General features: G+C 60.3%; 16 protein-coding genes. 8 read left to right on the top strand and 8 right to left on the bottom strand.

The annotated features are described in order from the left end of the window. The first annotated feature begins 139 nt into the window (after positions 1 to 139). The 7 genes from AC07VO_RS05140 to AC07VO_RS05110 all read left to right on the top strand — a co-directional run bounded on the left by AC07VO_RS05140 (position 140) and on the right by AC07VO_RS05110 (position 5,396). Positions 140 to 658: a hypothetical protein gene (locus AC07VO_RS05140; protein WP_086944068.1), complete on the top strand. Its 519-nt coding sequence runs from the start codon at positions 140 to 142 to the stop codon at positions 656 to 658. Between the two features lie 159 nt (positions 659 to 817). Then, positions 818 to 1,450 (top strand): TetR family transcriptional regulator, encoded by a 633-nt coding sequence (locus tag AC07VO_RS05135; RefSeq protein WP_018928469.1) that lies wholly within the window; start codon positions 818 to 820, stop codon positions 1,448 to 1,450. Positions 1,451 to 1,664: 214 nt separating this feature from the next. Continuing rightward, positions 1,665 to 2,165, top strand: coding sequence for an urease accessory protein UreE (gene ureE / locus AC07VO_RS05130; protein WP_018928470.1), 501 nt, complete (start codon positions 1,665 to 1,667; stop codon positions 2,163 to 2,165). Next, positions 2,162 to 2,836, top strand: coding sequence for an urease accessory protein UreF (locus AC07VO_RS05125; protein ID WP_086944069.1), 675 nt, complete (start codon positions 2,162 to 2,164; stop codon positions 2,834 to 2,836). Before ureE ends, AC07VO_RS05125 begins: the two co-directional genes overlap by 4 nt. A 23-nt stretch (positions 2,837 to 2,859) precedes the next feature. Next, positions 2,860 to 3,474 carry an urease accessory protein UreG gene (ureG, locus tag AC07VO_RS05120; RefSeq protein ID WP_018928472.1) on the top strand — a complete coding sequence of 205 codons (615 nt, stop codon included), beginning with the start codon at positions 2,860 to 2,862 and terminating at the stop codon, positions 3,472 to 3,474. A 28-nt stretch (positions 3,475 to 3,502) separates the two neighbouring features. After that, complete coding sequence (locus tag AC07VO_RS05115) at positions 3,503 to 4,075, top strand: HupE/UreJ family protein (RefSeq protein WP_064616033.1); 573 nt, start codon at positions 3,503 to 3,505, stop codon at positions 4,073 to 4,075. A 193-nt stretch (positions 4,076 to 4,268) separates the two neighbouring features. After that, complete coding sequence (locus AC07VO_RS05110) at positions 4,269 to 5,396, top strand: AGE family epimerase/isomerase (RefSeq protein WP_086944071.1); 1,128 nt, start codon at positions 4,269 to 4,271, stop codon at positions 5,394 to 5,396. 55 nt (positions 5,397 to 5,451) lie between these two features. On the opposite strand, the gene AC07VO_RS05105 is transcribed toward AC07VO_RS05110, so the two are convergent. The 8 genes from AC07VO_RS05105 to amaB all read right to left on the bottom strand — a co-directional run bounded on the left by AC07VO_RS05105 (position 5,452) and on the right by amaB (position 15,285). Next, the gene (locus tag AC07VO_RS05105) at positions 5,452 to 6,222 is read right to left on the bottom strand and encodes an SDR family oxidoreductase (protein WP_086944072.1); all 771 of its coding nucleotides are present in this window, start codon (positions 6,220 to 6,222) and stop codon (positions 5,452 to 5,454) included. A gap of 745 nt (positions 6,223 to 6,967) precedes the next feature. Then, positions 6,968 to 7,684 carry an ABC transporter ATP-binding protein gene (locus AC07VO_RS05100; protein ID WP_086944073.1) on the bottom strand — a complete coding sequence of 239 codons (717 nt, stop codon included), beginning with the start codon at positions 7,682 to 7,684 and terminating at the stop codon, positions 6,968 to 6,970. Then, entirely contained in the window at positions 7,681 to 8,553 is an 873-nt protein-coding gene (locus AC07VO_RS05095) for an ABC transporter ATP-binding protein (RefSeq protein ID WP_018928477.1), read from the bottom strand. Before AC07VO_RS05095 ends, AC07VO_RS05100 begins: the two co-directional genes overlap by 4 nt. Further along, positions 8,550 to 9,830 carry a high-affinity branched-chain amino acid ABC transporter permease LivM gene (gene livM, locus AC07VO_RS05090; RefSeq protein WP_018928478.1) on the bottom strand — a complete coding sequence of 427 codons (1,281 nt, stop codon included), beginning with the start codon at positions 9,828 to 9,830 and terminating at the stop codon, positions 8,550 to 8,552. The genes AC07VO_RS05095 and livM overlap by 4 nt, the downstream gene beginning before the upstream one ends. A gap of 3 nt (positions 9,831 to 9,833) precedes the next feature. Beyond that, positions 9,834 to 10,748, bottom strand: coding sequence for an ABC transporter permease subunit (locus AC07VO_RS05085; protein WP_007939055.1), 915 nt, complete (start codon positions 10,746 to 10,748; stop codon positions 9,834 to 9,836). A gap of 171 nt (positions 10,749 to 10,919) precedes the next feature. Beyond that, positions 10,920 to 12,053, bottom strand: a complete 1,134-nt coding sequence (locus AC07VO_RS05080; protein ID WP_018928479.1) for a branched-chain amino acid ABC transporter substrate-binding protein — start codon at positions 12,051 to 12,053, stop codon at positions 10,920 to 10,922. A gap of 363 nt (positions 12,054 to 12,416) precedes the next feature. Next, entirely contained in the window at positions 12,417 to 13,700 is a 1,284-nt protein-coding gene (gene amaA / locus AC07VO_RS05075) for an L-pipecolate oxidase (protein WP_018928480.1), read from the bottom strand. Positions 13,701 to 13,794: 94 nt separating this feature from the next. After that, on the bottom strand, positions 13,795 to 15,285 hold the full coding sequence (gene amaB / locus AC07VO_RS05070; protein ID WP_018928481.1) for an L-piperidine-6-carboxylate dehydrogenase: 1,491 nt from the start codon (positions 15,283 to 15,285) through the stop codon (positions 13,795 to 13,797). A 187-nt stretch (positions 15,286 to 15,472) separates the two neighbouring features. Here amaB and AC07VO_RS05065 point away from each other — a divergent pair, with 187 nt between their 5' ends. Next, entirely contained in the window at positions 15,473 to 16,384 is a 912-nt protein-coding gene (locus AC07VO_RS05065) for a LysR family transcriptional regulator (protein ID WP_064616030.1), read from the top strand. Positions 16,385 to 16,415: the final 31 nt, after the last annotated feature.

The following is a 16,415-nucleotide window of genomic DNA, read 5'->3' as shown; positions in this document are numbered from 1 at the left end:
ACGCCCGTTCTAGAGCCGCTCGGCCAAACAATCAATTCCGTTGATTATTACCATTGCGTTTATGAACTTTTATATCGACTTATCGAGAGTAGCATTGACCTCGTACCCACTTTATCGCCCTCCCAAGGAGCAACCCATCATGAAACGCGAATTACTGCTTAGCCTGACCCTCTCAATGTTAGCCAGCACCGCTTTTGCTCTGCCGGCTGCCGATCAGGCCACTCCACAAGTCAAAGACAGCCACTCGGTGTTCAGCCAGACCGTTGCCGATGGTGCCAACGGTAACGAGCGCCTGAAAGAAAAAGGCCTGATCACCCAGGATGGCTCGGATCGCACCCCACAGGGCCAAACCCTGGCTGCTGACGGTACCGACCGTACCCCACAAGGCCAAACTCTGGCGGCTGACGGTACCGACCGTACCCCACAAGGCCAAACTCTGGCTGCTGACGGTACCGACCGTACCCCACAAGGCCAAACCCTGGCGGCTGACGGTACTGACCGCACTCCACAAGGCCAAACCCTGGCTGCTGACGGTGCCGACCGTACCCCACAAGGTCAAACCCTGGCCGCTGACGGTACCGATCGCACTCCACAAGGCCAAACCCTTGCTGAAGGTGGTGGTGACCGTGTGATCGAACGCAACAGCGCTGTGAGCTAAGCCCATGGCGGCCTGGAAAAAAAGCCCAATCCCCGGATTGGGCTTTTGACTTTATAGAAGCTGCATTTCCCCCGCGTGATCCCCCGACAGTCCGTTCGACGCCAGCGAAGCCGATTTGCTAGAGTGCGCCGCTGTCCCTGTCCAGAAAACACCCTTGCGATGCTGCCCCGCGCCGAACAGAAACAACAGACCCGCAACGCCCTGATGGACGCTGCCCGCCACCTGATGGAAAGCGGCCGAGGATTCGGCAGCTTGAGCCTGCGTGAAGTGACGCGAACCGCCGGGATCGTGCCCACTGGTTTCTACCGGCACTTCGCCGACATGGACGAATTGGGCCTGGCGCTGGTGTGCGAAGTCGGCCAGACCTTCCGCGAAACCATCCGCCTGGTGCGCCATAACGAATTCGTCATGGGCGGTATCATCGATGCCTCGGTGCGGATCTTTCTCGACGTGGTCACGGCCAATCGCTCGCAGTTCCTGTTTCTTGCCCGAGAGCAGTACGGCGGCTCGCTGCCGGTGCGCCAGGCCATCGGCCGCCTGCGCGAGGACATCAGCTCGGACCTGGCGGCCGATTTGTCGCTGATGCCCAAACTGCAGCATCTGGACATCGCCGGCCTGAGCGTCATGGCCGATCTGATCGTCAAAAGCGTGTTCGCGACCCTGCCGGACATCATCGATCCGCCGGCCGAAGCATTGCCCGAGCACCTGACACCACAGGCGAAAATCACCCAGCAGTTGCGGTTTATCTTTATCGGGCTGAAGCATTGGCAAGGACTCGGCAGTACCGAGTAACCCGTTAGAAAAAAATCGCAGCCTTCGGCAGAAGGCTGCGATCTTTTTGTGCGCTGCAAATTGGTGCGTAAACACCCGCCACGCACCAACTTCAATCAAAGTCCTGCAACATTGTGAGTCCCCCCCGTCGCTCTGACAGGCATTTCCTACCTCTCACCCGATTGGCAAGCCCCTTGCTCTAGCCTGAACATTGTTCATTGCTGGAAGCCTTCCGATGCTGGTGATTCATCGCAGAATCGACCCTCAACCCGTCTGGGCCGCCGAGTTGCACCTGACCTTCGAAGCCAGGAGCAAAAGCCGCTTGCGCTGTTTCAGTGCCGAGGGTGAAGACGTCGGCTTGTTTCTGGAGCGCGGCCAGCCACCGCTGCATGACGGCGAGTGCCTGCAAGCCGAAGACGGGCGCGTCGTTCGCGTCTGTGCTCGCCCCGAACAACTGCTGCACGTCACCTGCGCCAATGCGTTCGAACTGACCCGCGCCGCCTATCACCTGGGCAATCGCCACGTGGCCCTGCAAGTCGGCGACGGCTGGTTGCGCCTGCTCGATGATTACGTGCTCAAGGCCATGCTCGAACAGCTTGGCGCCAAGGCCGAGAACATCGAAGCGCCGTTCCAGCCGGAACACGGTGCCTACGGTGGTGGCCATCACCACTCGCGCCACGGTGACGAGGACTTCAACTACCCGCCGAAACTGCACCAGTTCGGCGTGCGCTTATGAACCCCGCCTGGGCGCTGCTGCGCCTGGCCAGCCCGCAGCTGCCGATTGGCGGCTACAGCTATTCCCAGGGCCTGGAAATGGCGGTGGATAACGGCCGGGTCAATGATCCCGACAGCGCGCGACGCTGGATCAGCGATCAATTGCTGCTGAACCTGGCGCGTTTCGAAGCACCGCTACTGCTCGCCCATTGCACCGCCGCCGCCGAAGAAAACTGGGCCGAGTTGCTGCAACGCTGCGAAGAGCATCGCGCCAGCCGCGAAACCCGTGAGCTGCATCAGGAGAGCCGGCAGATGGGCTATTCGCTGCAGCAGCTGCTCAACGGCTTGCCGGAGCTGGACGAGCCTGCTCGCGCCTTTCTCGAGCAACGCCCTGAACCGCACTTGGCTCTCGGCTGGGCGCTGGCGGCTCGCGCCTGGAACATCGACCCGCAAGATGCGCTGGCCGCCTGGCTCTGGAGCTGGCTGGAAAACCAACTGGCGGTGTTGATGAAAACCCTGCCGTTGGGCCAGCAAGCCGCACAACGCCTGACCAGCGAACTGCTGCCGTTGCTGCAACAGGCGCAGCAAGACGCCAGCCGAATCAATCTCGAACACGTTGGCAGCGCCGCTTTCGGTCTGTCCCTGGCGTGCATGGCCCATGAGCGCCAGTACAGCCGTCTGTTCCGTTCCTAGGGCCTTTTAGTTTGGAGAATCACATGAACACACAACCCCTGCGCGTCGGCATCGGCGGCCCGGTCGGCTCCGGCAAAACCGCCTTGACCCTGGCCCTGTGCCTGGCCCTGCGCGAACGCTACAACCTGGCCGTCGTGACCAACGACATCTATACCCGCGAAGACGCTGACTTTCTGGTGCGCAACGAAGCCTTGGCGCCGGAGCGGATCATCGGCGTGGAAACCGGCGGCTGCCCGCACACGGCGATCCGCGAAGACGCCTCGATCAACCTCGAAGCCGTGGACCAACTGAACCGGCGCTTTCCGGGGCTGGATCTGATCCTGGTGGAATCCGGCGGCGACAACCTCTCGGCGACCTTCAGCCCGGAGCTGTCCGACCTGACCATTTACGTGATCGATGTCTCCGCCGGCGACAAGCTGCCGCGCAAGGGTGGCCCCGGCATCTGCAAATCCGACCTGCTGGTGATCAACAAGATCGACCTGGCGCCGCTGGTGGGCGCGTCGCTGGAGATGATGGACAGCGACACCCAACGCATGCGCAACGGCAAGCCGTTTGTCTTCAGCAACCAGAAAACCGGCCAGGGCCTTGAAGAAATCATCGCCTTCATCGAACGCCAGGGCCTGCTGACTGCGGCCTGATCACACTTATCAACAAGGAAGCTTATCCATGACACTGAAACGCATTCTGGGCGCCATGGCCCTGCTGCTGACCCCAGCCATTGCCTTCGCCCACCCGGGCCATGGCGACAACGGCTTGATCGCCGGCATCAGCCACCCGATCGGCGGCCTCGATCACTTGCTGGCGATGGTTGCCGTGGGGTTGTGGGCGGCGCAGCAGAAAGGCGCTGCGCGCTGGGCCCTGCCGTGCACATTCGTGGGCACCATGTTGATCGGCGGCTTGCTGGGTTTTGAAGGGCTGAACCTGCCGGCGCTGGAAAGCGGGATTGCGGCATCGGTATTGGCGCTGGGCCTGGCGGTGGCGTTGGCAGTGCGTCCGCCGCTGAGCCTGGCGGTTGCGGCGACCGCGTTGTTCGCGCTGTTTCATGGCGTGGCGCATGGTCTGGAATTGCCGGACATGTCCAGTCCCTGGGCGTATGCCGCAGGGTTTGTGGCAGCGACAGCGGCGTTGCATGCCGCGGGTTATGCGATGGTTCGCGTCTTGCCTCAGGCCGCGGCACCATTGGTTCGGCTGGCGGGTGCGGCGTCGGCGGTAACCGGAGCTTGGTTATTAGCGGGTTAATTCTCTAGCGTCTGGACTGACCTCTTCGCGGGCAAGCCTCGCTCCTACAGGATTGTGTTTGACCCCGCAAATCGTGTCATGACACGAAACCTGTAGGAGCGAGGCTTGCCCGCGAAGGCGGCCTGACAGACACCGCATCTCTAAGGCCTGCTAACATGTCGCGCAATTAACCCTGCCGTGACGACGCCAGCCAATGCCGCATGCTTCCCGCTCTGCCTCCCAGCCTGAATTGACCGCCCTGTTCGCCTCAGTGCACCAGCACTTCCAGGACGTGATCGTGCCGCTCTGGCAGGGCCCCGGCTGGAACGCCGACATGGCGTTGCCTTATGAGGCGCTGGATGCCGAGCATAAACCGCTGCCCACTCAGCGCTACCGGGCCATGGCCTGCGCGCGGCAGCTGTACCTGTTCTCCAGCCTGATCGGCCAGGTGCCCAAGGCTGAAGAGCGCGCGGCGGCGCTGTTTCGTTCCTTGCAACGGCATTTCCACGATGCGGAGCATGGCGGCTGGTTCTACAGCATCGACCCGCAAGGTACGCCGCTGGACCAGCGCAAAGACCTCTACACCCACGCTTTCATCCTGTTCGCTTGCGCCCATTATTGGGACAAGGTTCGCGAACCGCTGGTGGAGTCGGTACTCAACGCCGCGCTGGAAGTGGTGGCGCAGCGTTTCGCCATGGGCGACGGCCTGTACGAAGCCAGCCTGGACCGTGATTGGTCCTCGCTCGACTCCGGGCCATTGCAGAACCCTCTGATGCATTTGGCCGAAGCCTTCCTCGCCACCCTTTCGGTGCGCGAAGACGCGGCTGTGCAGAACGCACTCATCGAGTTATGCACAGCCATGCAAAAGCGTTTCATCGACCCGCGACATGCGGTGTTGATGGAGAAGCCGCTGGGAGCTGTGGATAACTGGTTCGAGCCGGGCCATCAGTTCGAATGGTATTTCCTGCTGCAATCCTCGCCATTGCTGCGCGGCTCGACACTGCATGCCTCGCTGGAGCGCGCGTTTGCGTTCACCGAGCAACGGGGTGTCGATCAGCAGACCGGTGCCGTGCGAGCGATGCTGGAACTGGATGATCACCCTCGTGACGCAACCCAACGCATCTGGGCTCAAGCCGAATACCTGCGCGCCCTGACCTTGCGCCCGGGCAGCGAATCATCGGTGCAACGCCAATTGCAGGCGTTGCAGCAGCGCTTTCTGCACGCGGGCGGTTGGTATGAGTGTCGCGATGAGCAGGGCGAAGTAAGCCGCAAGGACATGCCTTCGACCACGCCTTATCACTTGGCAACCTGCTATCGCGGATTGGCCGAGTATCTCGGCTGAGTTTTTTGTGGCAAGGGGGCTTGCCCCCTCGCCACAGGCAAGCCCCTCGCCACCATTACGCCTTGCCGCCATTACGCTCAATGGCAAACCCGCTCCAGGTCTGGCTCACCGGCATCAGCTCAAGGCTGTTGATGTTGATGTGGGCCGGTGCGTTGAGCACCCAGAAAATGGTCTCGGCGATGTCTTGCGGCTGGATCGGGTCGGCACCGGCGTAAGTGGCGTTGTAACGCTCCTGGTCACCGGCGAAACGCACCAGCGAGAACTCGCTCTCGCACAGGCCCGGCTCGATGTTGCTGACCCGCACGCCCGTACCTTGCAGGTCGCAGCGCAGGTTCAGGGAGAACTGTTTGACGAACGCCTTGCTCGCGCCATACACGTGGCTGCCCGGGTACGGGTAGTTGCCGGCGATGGAGCCGAGGTTGACGATGCTGGCGCCACGACCATGAGCGATCAAACGTGGCAGCAACAGGCGGGTGCTGTACATCAGGCCTTTGATGTTGGTGTCGACCATGGTGTCCCAATCATCGAGATTGCACTTGGGCGCCGGGTCCACACCCAGGGCCAGGCCGGCGTTGTTGATCAGCCCGCGCAGCTTGGCGAAGGATGGCGGCAGGTTGGCAATCGCCTCCTCCATGGCCTTGCGGTCCCGTACGTCGAGCACCAGGCCATGGACCTCGGTCTGTTTCGACAACTCGGCGCACAGGGCATTGAGGCGCTCTTCACGACGACCTGTCAGCACCAGTTTCCAGCCGGCCTCGGCAAAACGACGGGCACAGGCTTCACCAAAACCGGAGGTCGCGCCGGTAATAAACAGGGTGTTGGACATCGTGTTCTCCTTGCGTCGGCTGACAGTCAGCCCTTGGAATAGAAAATCAACCGGCAGCATGCCCGGCCTTTTCCACAGCGGCAACCATGGCAAAAAACGTACAAAAAACGATCAATACTGGCAACACCCCATACCCCGTGGCTTGCAGCCATGTACGCGCACCTTATCCACAGGCCGGTCCACAGTTTCCGGGGGCAAGTGGAAAAGCTGCAAGCCGCTATCCACAAGGCTTTGCGGGCAGATTAGAAAGTTTTTTGCTTGACCCTGAGGCACCCGCTGTGTAACCCAGGGCAATTTGCACGACCGAGCGGTCGGAGCGACGATGGCGCCAAGCCAGCAACCACGGCCCTCAGCCGAGTCTTTCCAGAGTTTAACCACAGACTTATCCACAGGCTTGTCCACCTCGGCTCACACCGGCTTCGCTCATAACAAAAAGGTTGACAAAGCCGGCTTGAGGCTCGCCAAAAACACCTGATTAAAAAACAATCACCACTCTGCAGGCCACGGATTCAAAGGCTTACAGCCAGCTACTCCCACGTTATTCACAGCCAGCTCCACAGCAAACGGGGACAAGTCAAAACCGTGACAAAACAGCAATTTGCAGCGGCTTTATGTCGCGCTTTGAGAGGTCATGAATATTGTTTTCCACAATTTCCCTTTACCTCAAACCACAGCCTCGTGTAGGGATTGTGCGGGCATAAAAAAACGCCCTGAGTTCGTCAGGGCGTTTTCCAGGCTCTTCGGTTTAGTGCCCGCCGAGATAGGCGTTACGCACCTCCTCGTTCACCAGCAGCTCCTTGCCGGTGCCGGTGAGGCGGATCTGCCCGTTGACCATCACGTACGCCCGGTCCGACAGCTTGAGGGCGTGGTTGGCGTTCTGCTCCACCAGAAAGATGGTCATGCCCGTCTTGGCCAGTTCCCGCAGGGTCGCGAAGATCTGTTTCACCACAATCGGCGCCAGCCCCAGGCTCGGCTCATCGAGCAGCAACAGCTTGGGTCGGCTCATCAACGCCCGGGCAATGGCGAGCATTTGCTGCTCACCACCGGACATGGTCATGGCCCGCTGGTTACGCCGTTCCTTGAGCCGCGGAAACAGCTCGAACATGCGCTCCATGTCCTCGGCGGCGTACTTGTCACCGATCGGGATGGTGCCCATCAGCAGGTTTTCCTCGACGGTCATGTCGGGGAACACCCGGCGGCCTTCCGGCGACTGAGCGATACCGTTGGAGGCGATGTAGTGGGACGACTTGTGAGTGATATCCACACCCTGATAGACGATTTGCCCGTCAGTCGCCCGTGGCTGACCGAAAATCGACATCAGCAGGGTCGACTTGCCGGCACCGTTGGAGCCGATCAGGCTGACGGTCTCCCCTTCATTGATGTGCAACGAGACTTTCTTCAGGGCCTGGATCGGTCCGTAGAACACGTCGATCTCTTTCAGTTCGAGGATCGGTTGACTCATACCAGTTCCTCTTCGTCGGCGCCCAGGTAGGCGGCAATCACTTTCGGATCGTGTCGGATCGCATCAGGCCCGCCCTCGGCGATGACAACGCCGTGGTCCAGCACCACGATGTGGTCGGAAATGCTCATGACCATGCCCATGTCGTGCTCGATCAACACCACGGTCAGATCATGCTCATCACGCAGCAGCCGGATCATCGCGCTCAGCGCTTCGGTTTCCTGAGGGTTGAGACCGGCGGCCGGTTCGTCGAGGCAGATGATCTGCGGCCGGGTACACATGGCCCGGGCGATCTCCAGACGGCGTTGCTGACCATAGGACAGTTCACCGGCCAGACGGTTGGCGCAGTCCACCAGGTCCACCACTTCCAGCCAGTAGAAGGCGTGGTCCAGTGCATCGCTTTCGGCCTTGCGATAACCCTTGGTGTTGAGGATGCCGGCCAGCATGCCGCGGTTGACCCACATGTGCTGGGCTACCAGCAGGTTTTCCAGTACCGACATCTCCTTGAACAGGCGAATGTTCTGGAAAGTCCGCGCCAGACCGGCACGGTTGATCAGGTGCGTGCCACCGAACATCTTGTAGTGGAGCCGGCTGATGAAGCTTTTCGGCGAAACGAAATCGGTTGCCTTGAACGGCTCTCCGAGCATTTTGATGACGTTGGTCTTCACCCCACGGGTGTTGAGCTCGATATGCCCGCCGGACGCTTTATAGAACCCGGTCAAGCAGTTGAACACAGTGGTCTTGCCCGCGCCGTTGGGGCCGATCAACGCGAAGATCGAGTTGCGCTTGACCTTCAGGCTGACGTCACTCAACGCCTTGATGCCACCGAAGTGCATCATCAGGTTCTCGACCGAGAGTACGACTTCACTCATGGCGCTACTCCTTTACGCGGGGTCACACCGGTACGGCTGATCCGGATCAGGCCGCGCGGTCGCCAAATCATCATCAACACCATCAGGATGCCGAACAGCAGCACGCGATATTCAGCGAAGCCGCGCAGCAGTTCCGGAGCGACGGTCAACACGAATGCTGCCATCACCACGCCGATGGTCGAACCCATGCCGCCAAGTACCACGATGGCGAGGATCAATGCCGATTCGAAGAAGGTGAATGAGGTCGGGTTCACAAAGCCCTGATAGGTCGCGAAAAACACGCCGGCCAGGCCCGCTGTCGATGCGCCGATGGTGAACGCCGACAGTTTGACCAGTACGTGATTCAGCCCCATGGAGCGACAGGCGATTTCGTCTTCACGCAAGGCTTCCCATGCGCGACCGACCGGCATGCGGGTCAAGCGATGCTTGATGTACAGCACGGCCAGCACCACCAGGAACAACACCGCATAAATGAAGTAGTACTTCACGTCCGGGTTGTAGGCGATGCCGAAGAACTCATGAAAAGGTACCCCGCCGTCCTTCGCCCGCTTTCCGAATTCGAGACCGAAGAAAGTTGGCAACGGCGCCGCCATGCCATTCGGGCCACCGGTCAGGGACAACCAGTTGTTGAGGATCAACCGGATGATTTCACCAAAGCCCAGGGTCACGATTGCCAGATAGTCGCCGTGCAGACGCAGCACCGGGAAACCCAGGATGCACCCCGCCAGCCCGGCAGTGATCGCCGCCAAAGGCAGCACCGTCCAGAAGCCCAGCCCCAGGTATTGGTAACCGAGCGCCAGGCCGTAAGCGCCGATGGCATAGAACGCCACATAACCCAGGTCGAGCAGGCCAGCCAGACCGACCACGATGTTCAGGCCCAGGCCCAGCAGCACGTAGATCAACCCAAGGATGACCACGCCCAACAGGTAAGAGTTGGAGAAGAATGGGAATACCACGGCGACAACGATCACCAGCGGGACGACCCAGCGCAACCGGGATTTGTAATCAGGCGCCAGAACATGAACCCCGGAACCGGTGCTCTCGAAGCCTTCGAGAATTCTCAGGCCTTTGGGGGTTTGCAAGAACAGGCTCAGGGCAAAGCGGCCAGCCATGACAATGGCGACTATCCACGCCACGCGCGTCGGCTGCAGGTTGAAGCCGTAGCCGTCGAGGACCACACCAACAATCGGGCCGAACACAATCAGGGCGATGAGGCCGGCAAGAATCGCGTCAACCAGGCTTTTTTTGACATCAATGGTTTTAGTGGTTGAAGACATCGCTTACACCTTCGACACAAGAGGACGGCCAAGCAGGCCTTGAGGCCGAAAGACCAGAACAAGAACGAGCAGCGAGAAGCTGAAAACGTCTTTGTAATCCGAGTTGACCAACCCCGAGAACAGCGACTCGGAGATCCCGAGAATGATCCCTCCCAGCATGGCGCCGGGCAGTGAGCCGATCCCGCCGAGCACTGCCGCAGTGAACGCCTTGATCCCGATGACGAAGCCTGCGTAGAAGTCGAACGTGCCGTAGTTCATGGTGATCAGCACACCGGCCAGGGCCGCCATCGCCGCACCGATGATGAACACGTAGGAAATCACCCGATCGGTGTTGATCCCCAGGATCGAAGCCATCTTGCGGTCTTGCTGGGTGGCGCGGCACATGCGGCCGAGTTTGGTGTACTTGATGACATAGGTCAGCAAGCCCATGCCGACGAATGCGGCAACCAGAATGAAGATTTTGGTGTAGGTGAGTTGAACGAAGCCGCTCCCGACTTCAACTCGCCATGCACCGGTCAGCAGTGTTGGTACACCCTGTTGACGGGCACCCTGACTGATCTGTGCATAATTTTGCAGGATCAGGGAAATACCGATGGCGCTGATCAGCGGTGCCAGTCGGGTGGAGTTGCGCAGCGGTTTGTAAGCGACACGCTCAATGACCCAGCCATACACCGCGGTGACGATGATGGTGAAAACCAGGGTGCCGAGCATCAGCAGCGGGAAGGATTCAATACCGAAGTAAGCCAGCAGAGCCAGACTGATCGCCGCGAGGTACGCAGAGATCATGTAAACCTCGCCATGGGCGAAGTTGATCATGCCGATGATGCCATAGACCATTGTGTAGCCGATGGCGATCAGGCCATAGACCGACCCGAGGGTCAGGCCGTTGACCAGTTGCTGCAGGAAAATACCATCCATAACGCAATCTCACGCACTTGAGAGACTGCACAGAAGCCGGGTGCGACGGACCGGGGTTCAGCCGCCGGCGCAACTCGGTTGTGTGCAGCTCTACGAGAAAAGACAGGTACTGCACGGACATGTTTCAGGACTGCCCGGCGCGCAAGGCGCCGGGCAGATCAACCGCTCATATCACTTCTGTTTTTCCAGCTGGTGGTATTTGCCGTCCTTGTCCCACTTGTAAACCACGTAGTCGGAGACTTTCAGGTCGCCCTTGCTGTCCCAGGTCTTCTCGCCCATGACGGTCTTGACCGGGTTGGCTTTCAGCCATTTGGCAGCGTCCTCGCCCTTGTTGGATTTGGCGCCATTGAACGCTGCGGCCAGGGTCTGGACCGAAGCGTAAGCGTACAGGGTGTAGCCTTCAGGTTCGGTGCCGGCCTTGCGGAAGGCGTCTACCACGGTCTTGCTGTCTGGCAGCAGACGTGGGTCGGCGCCGAAGGTCATCAGTACGCCATCAACGTTCTGTGGGCCACCGGCGGTGGTCACCAGTTCGTCAGTCACGATGCCGTCATCGGACATGAACTTGACGTCTTTGAGGCCCTGTTCACGCAGTTGCCGAACCAGTGGACCGGCTTCCGGGTGCAAGCCGCCGAAGTAGACCACGTCGGCACCCGCCGCACGGATCTTGGTGACGACGGCGCTGAAGTCTTTCTCGCCGCGAGTCAGGCCTTCATACAGCACTGGCGTCACGCCGCGCTTGATCAGTTGAGCCTTGGTGGCATCTGCCAAGCCTTGGCCATAGGTGTCCTTGTCGTGCAGCACGGCGACTTTCTTGCCCTTGAGCACGTCGACGATATAGTCGCCAGCCACGATACCTTGCTGGTCGTCACGCCCGCACATGCGGAACATGGCACTCAGGCCGCGCTCGGTCACCTTGGGGTTGGTGGAACCTGGGGTGATCGTGATGATGCCGGCTTCATCGTAGATCTCGGAGGCAGGGATGGTCGACGAGGAGCAGAAGTGACCTACCACACCAACGACTTTCTTTTCAGTCAGGTCTTTGGCGACCGTCACAGCCTGCTTCGGCTCGCAGGCGTCATCGCCTTTGACCAGTACGATTTTTTCCCCGTTGACACCGCCGGCGGCGTTGACCGCATCAGCGGCTGCCTGTGCACCCTTCATGTACTGCTCGCCAAATGCCGCGTTGGCGCCTGTCATAGGGCCGGCCACACCGATTTTCACATCAGCCTGTGCAAACGCAGAAACACCCAACGCAGCTGCCACTGCGAGGGCCAGAAAGCCTTTCTTGTAAAACGTCTGGGACATGAGGTGGTGCTCCAAGGTTTTTTTTAGTTGGCACTGCGACTTCACTGAATGCTCAGAGCAAGGGCCGTGCCATCGGTTTTTTATTCTGAAAAAAGTCGCTGCTTTCTTGTTATTTCGACTGTTTCGATCCCATTTTCATTGGGCGTGCAACCGTCTAAACCGCGGGAGGTGAAACCATTTATTTCAAAAGGCGCAACCCGCATGCGCCATCATTGCAACCGCAGCGCCAAACGATGTGCAACCTGCCTGTAACAGCCCGCGTCACCGAACTGCACACTGCCGGTGCACAACTGCTACAACCCGCACCATTACAGGCTAGCCGCTTCGCTGAAAAGCGCTGCTTCCAGCAACATATTTCAACAATCAGATCACGATCCGCAGGCACTGGCCCGCGTGATACAGCGAAAAACCGGCCTCATACAGGCAGCTTCGCAGCCCCACGCCCGCCAATGGCTGCATGGGTGCGAAGGGAATCGGCAGGGCTTGAGGATTTCCGTTACACAAGTAGTCGGCGAAGGCTTTGCCGACCACTGTGCCGGTGGTCACGCCTCGACCGTTGTAACCAGTAACGGCCACCAGACCCGGTGCCGGCTCGAACAGGCGCATCAAATGATCGGGGGTGAAGGCGATGCAACCGGTCCAGGTGCATTCCCATTCCACCGGTTTCAGGTAGGGGAAGTAATGCTGCTGAACCCGATCGGCCCAGGCTTTGAGGAACCAGGTCGGTTTCTGGTTGCCATTGCCGAGACTGCCGAGCAACAACCGCCCCTCGGCATCACGACGGATGCTGCTGAGCACTTGCCGGGTGTCCCAGGAACCCTGACCACCGGGCAGAATTTGCTGCGCGGCGTCTTCGGTCAGTGGCACCGAAGCCACTTGATAGTAATAACCGGGGAAGAAGTTGCGACGCAGCTCCGTCCAGTCGCCTTCGGTATAGGCATTGGAGGCGATCACCACCTGTTCGGCCAGCACCGAACCCTGGGCGGTCTGCACCGACCAGCGCTGGCCCTGACGTTCGAGTCGGGTCACCGGGGAATGATCGAACAACTGACCGCCAAGGCCGATAGCCGCGTTGGCCAGCCCCGTGGTGTAGGCCATCGGGTTGATCGTGCCGGCACGCCGGTCGAGCAGCGCGGCGGCGATCTTCCGGGTGCCCGTGGCTTGTTCGCAGGCAGCTCCGGTCAACAATTCCACCGGTGCCCCACGACGTTTCCATTGTTCTTCGCGACTGCGCAGGTCCGCCTCGCCACGCGCGTTGTGCGCCATGTGCAGCGTGCCTTCGCGGCGCAACTGGCAATCGATGTTGTATTTGTCGACCAGGCTGAACACCAGCGACGGCGCGGCTCCGAGCATACGGTTGAGCTGACTGCCGACCGCCTTGCCAAAACCGGCTTCGATTTCGTCCGGAGGAATCCACATCCCCGCGTTGACCAGCCCGACGTTACGCCCCGACCCGCCATGGCCGGCGCGATGCGCTTCCAGCACACAGACACTTTTGCCTTGCTCCAGCAGATGCACCGCCGCCGACAGCCCGGTGAAACCGGCACCGATGACGCAGACATCCACCGTCACCTCACCCTTGAGCGCCGCATTGTCGGGCCTTTGCGGCGTCAGTTTTTCCCACAGACACTCTTCGCGTAACGGCATTGCCAGACTCCGAAAATGAAACCTAACCAACACACCATCGATCGTTCCCGCGCAGAGCGTGGGAACGATCGATCAACAGCTTGTCGCTTGCTGCTTAATCGAACGTAATCCCCTGAGCCAACGGCAATTCCAGCGAATAGTTCACGGTGTTGGTCTGGCGGCGCATGTACCCGCGCCATGCATCGGAGCCCGACTCACGACCGCCGCCCGTTTCCTTCTCGCCGCCGAACGCGCCGCCGATTTCCGCGCCGCTCGGGCCGATGTTGACGTTGGCAATGCCGCAATCGCTGCCCACCGCCGACATGAACCGCTCGGCTTCACGCACGTCGGTGGTGAAGATGCACGACGACAGGCCTTGTGGCACGGCGTTGTTCAGGCGCAATGCCTCTTCGAAATCGGTGTAACCGATCACGTACAGAATTGGCGCGAAGGTTTCGTCGCGCACCACATCGCTTTGTTCCGGCATTTCGACGATGGCTGGTGAAACGTAGTAAGCGTTGGGGAATTTGTCTTCCAGCTGACGCTGGCCGCCAAACACCCGGCCGCCTTCGCTCAAGGCTTGCTCCAGCGCGTCCTGCATGTTGTCGAAGCTGTGTTTGTCGATCAGCGGCCCGATCAGGTTGCCTTCCAGTGGATGGCCGATGCGCACCTTGGAGTAAGCGGCTTTCAGGCGGGTGACGATTTCTTCTTTCACCGATTCGTGGGCAATCAGGCGACGCAAGGTGGTGCAACGCTGACCGGCAGTGCCGACGGCGCTAAACAGAATCGCCCGTACGGCCATGTCCAGATCGGCGCTTGGGCCGAGGATCATCGCGTTATTACCGCCCAGTTCCAGAATGCTACGGGCGAAACGTGCGGCGATTTTCGGCGCCACTTCGCGGCCCATGCGGGTGCTGCCGGTAGCGCTGATCAGCGCGACACGCGGGTCATCGACCAGGGCTTCGCCTGCATCGCGGCCGCCGATGATCACTTGGCTCAGGTGCGGCGGGGCGTCGCTGAAGTTCTTCAGGACACGGTCGAACAGCGCCTGACAGGCCAGCGCGGTCAGCGGGGTTTTCTCCGACGGCTTCCAGATCACCGGGTTGCCGCACACCAGCGCCAGCGTCGCGTTCCAGGCCCAGACGGCGACCGGGAAGTTGAACGCGCTGATCACGCCGACGATGCCCAGCGGGTGCCAGGTTTCGCGCATGTGGTGGCCAGGGCGCTCGGAGGCGATGGTCAAACCGTACAACTGACGGGACAGACCGACCGCGAAGTCGCAGATGTCGATCATTTCCTGAACTTCACCCAGGCCTTCCTGAGTGATCTTGCCGGCTTCCCAGGAAACCAGCTCACCGAGATCGGCCTTGTACTCGCGCAGGATGTCGCCCAATTGACGAACCAGTTCGCCACGGCGCGGCGCCGGCACCTTGCGCCACAATTCGAACGCATGATCTGCGCGACTGATGTGCTGCTCGACTTCAGCGGCGCCTTCCCAGTTCACGGCGGCAATCCGACTACCGTCGATGGGCGAATGCACCGGCACTTTGCCGTTCTGGTACAGGGCCGGGTTCACACCAAGACGATCAAGCAATGCGGCAACCATGGGTCACTCCTCGAGCAGAAACAGAAAACGTGCAGCCGGATTAATTCGACTGATCTGACCTGTAGTTTTAGCGCTCCCGAGGTTCTCCAACAAACGACGATTAAGCGAGATATCATTCCGTTTATTCATGCTGCGAATCTGCCGGTAACACGCGTGCCACGTAGAGAGACAAGAACAAGGAGAACCGATGCTGAATAAACGCTACTTGCCGTCGATCACTGCGCTGCAGTGTTTCGAGGCCGTGACCCGGCATTTGAGCTTCACCCGCGCCGCCGAAGAGCTGAACCTGACCCAGAGCGCCGTGAGCAAACAGGTCGCGCAACTCGAAGAGTTGTTGCAGCATCTGTTGTTCCGCCGGGTGCGCCGACGCCTGCAAATGACCCCCGCTGGCGATTTGTATTTGGTGGAGGTGCGAAAAATCCTCACCCAAGTCGAAATGTCGACCCATTACCTGCGTTCCTACGGCGGAGACACCGAAGTCTTGCGCGTCTCCACCCCTCCGACCTTCGGTGCACGTTGGCTGGTGCCACGCTTGAAAGGCTGGCGCCTGCGTCATCCGTCAATCCATCTGGACCTGTGCAGCGAACAGGAAGCCGACGACCTGCTGCAAGGTCGTAGCGACCTGGCGTTCTACTTCGGCCAGGGCTCACGGCCCGGCACCGAATGCCTGAAGCTGTTTGGCGAAGAGCTTGTTCCTGTGTGCGCACCGGGCAGTCTGCCGGACACGCCGTTCACCGATCCGACCCAACTCACCGACCTGGTCCTGCTGCAAAACGCTTCCCGCCCCCAGGCCTGGCACGATTGGTTCGACAGCCAGGGCTACCACACCGAACACAGCTACCACGGCCCGCGTTTCGAAACGTTCTATATGTGCATCCGCGCCGCCCAGGTCGGCTGCGGCGTGGCGCTGTTGCCGAAGTTTCTGGTGGAAGAGGAATTGGCCGACGGCAAACTGGTCATTCCCTGGCAGCATGCAATGCCCAGCACCGACGCCTATTACCTGGCGTATCCGGAGCACTCGGCGGAAGTGCCCAAGGTGCGGGATTTTGTGAAGTGGATGCTGGAGCGGATTGATAGTCCGGATGCACCGCAGCATTGAGCCCTTGCGCAATCCCTGTGGCAAACGACAT

The sequence above is a fragment of the Pseudomonas sp. GW821-FHT03E01 genome, from assembly GCF_059420765.1.
This window is presented reverse-complemented; position numbering and strand designations above follow the sequence as displayed.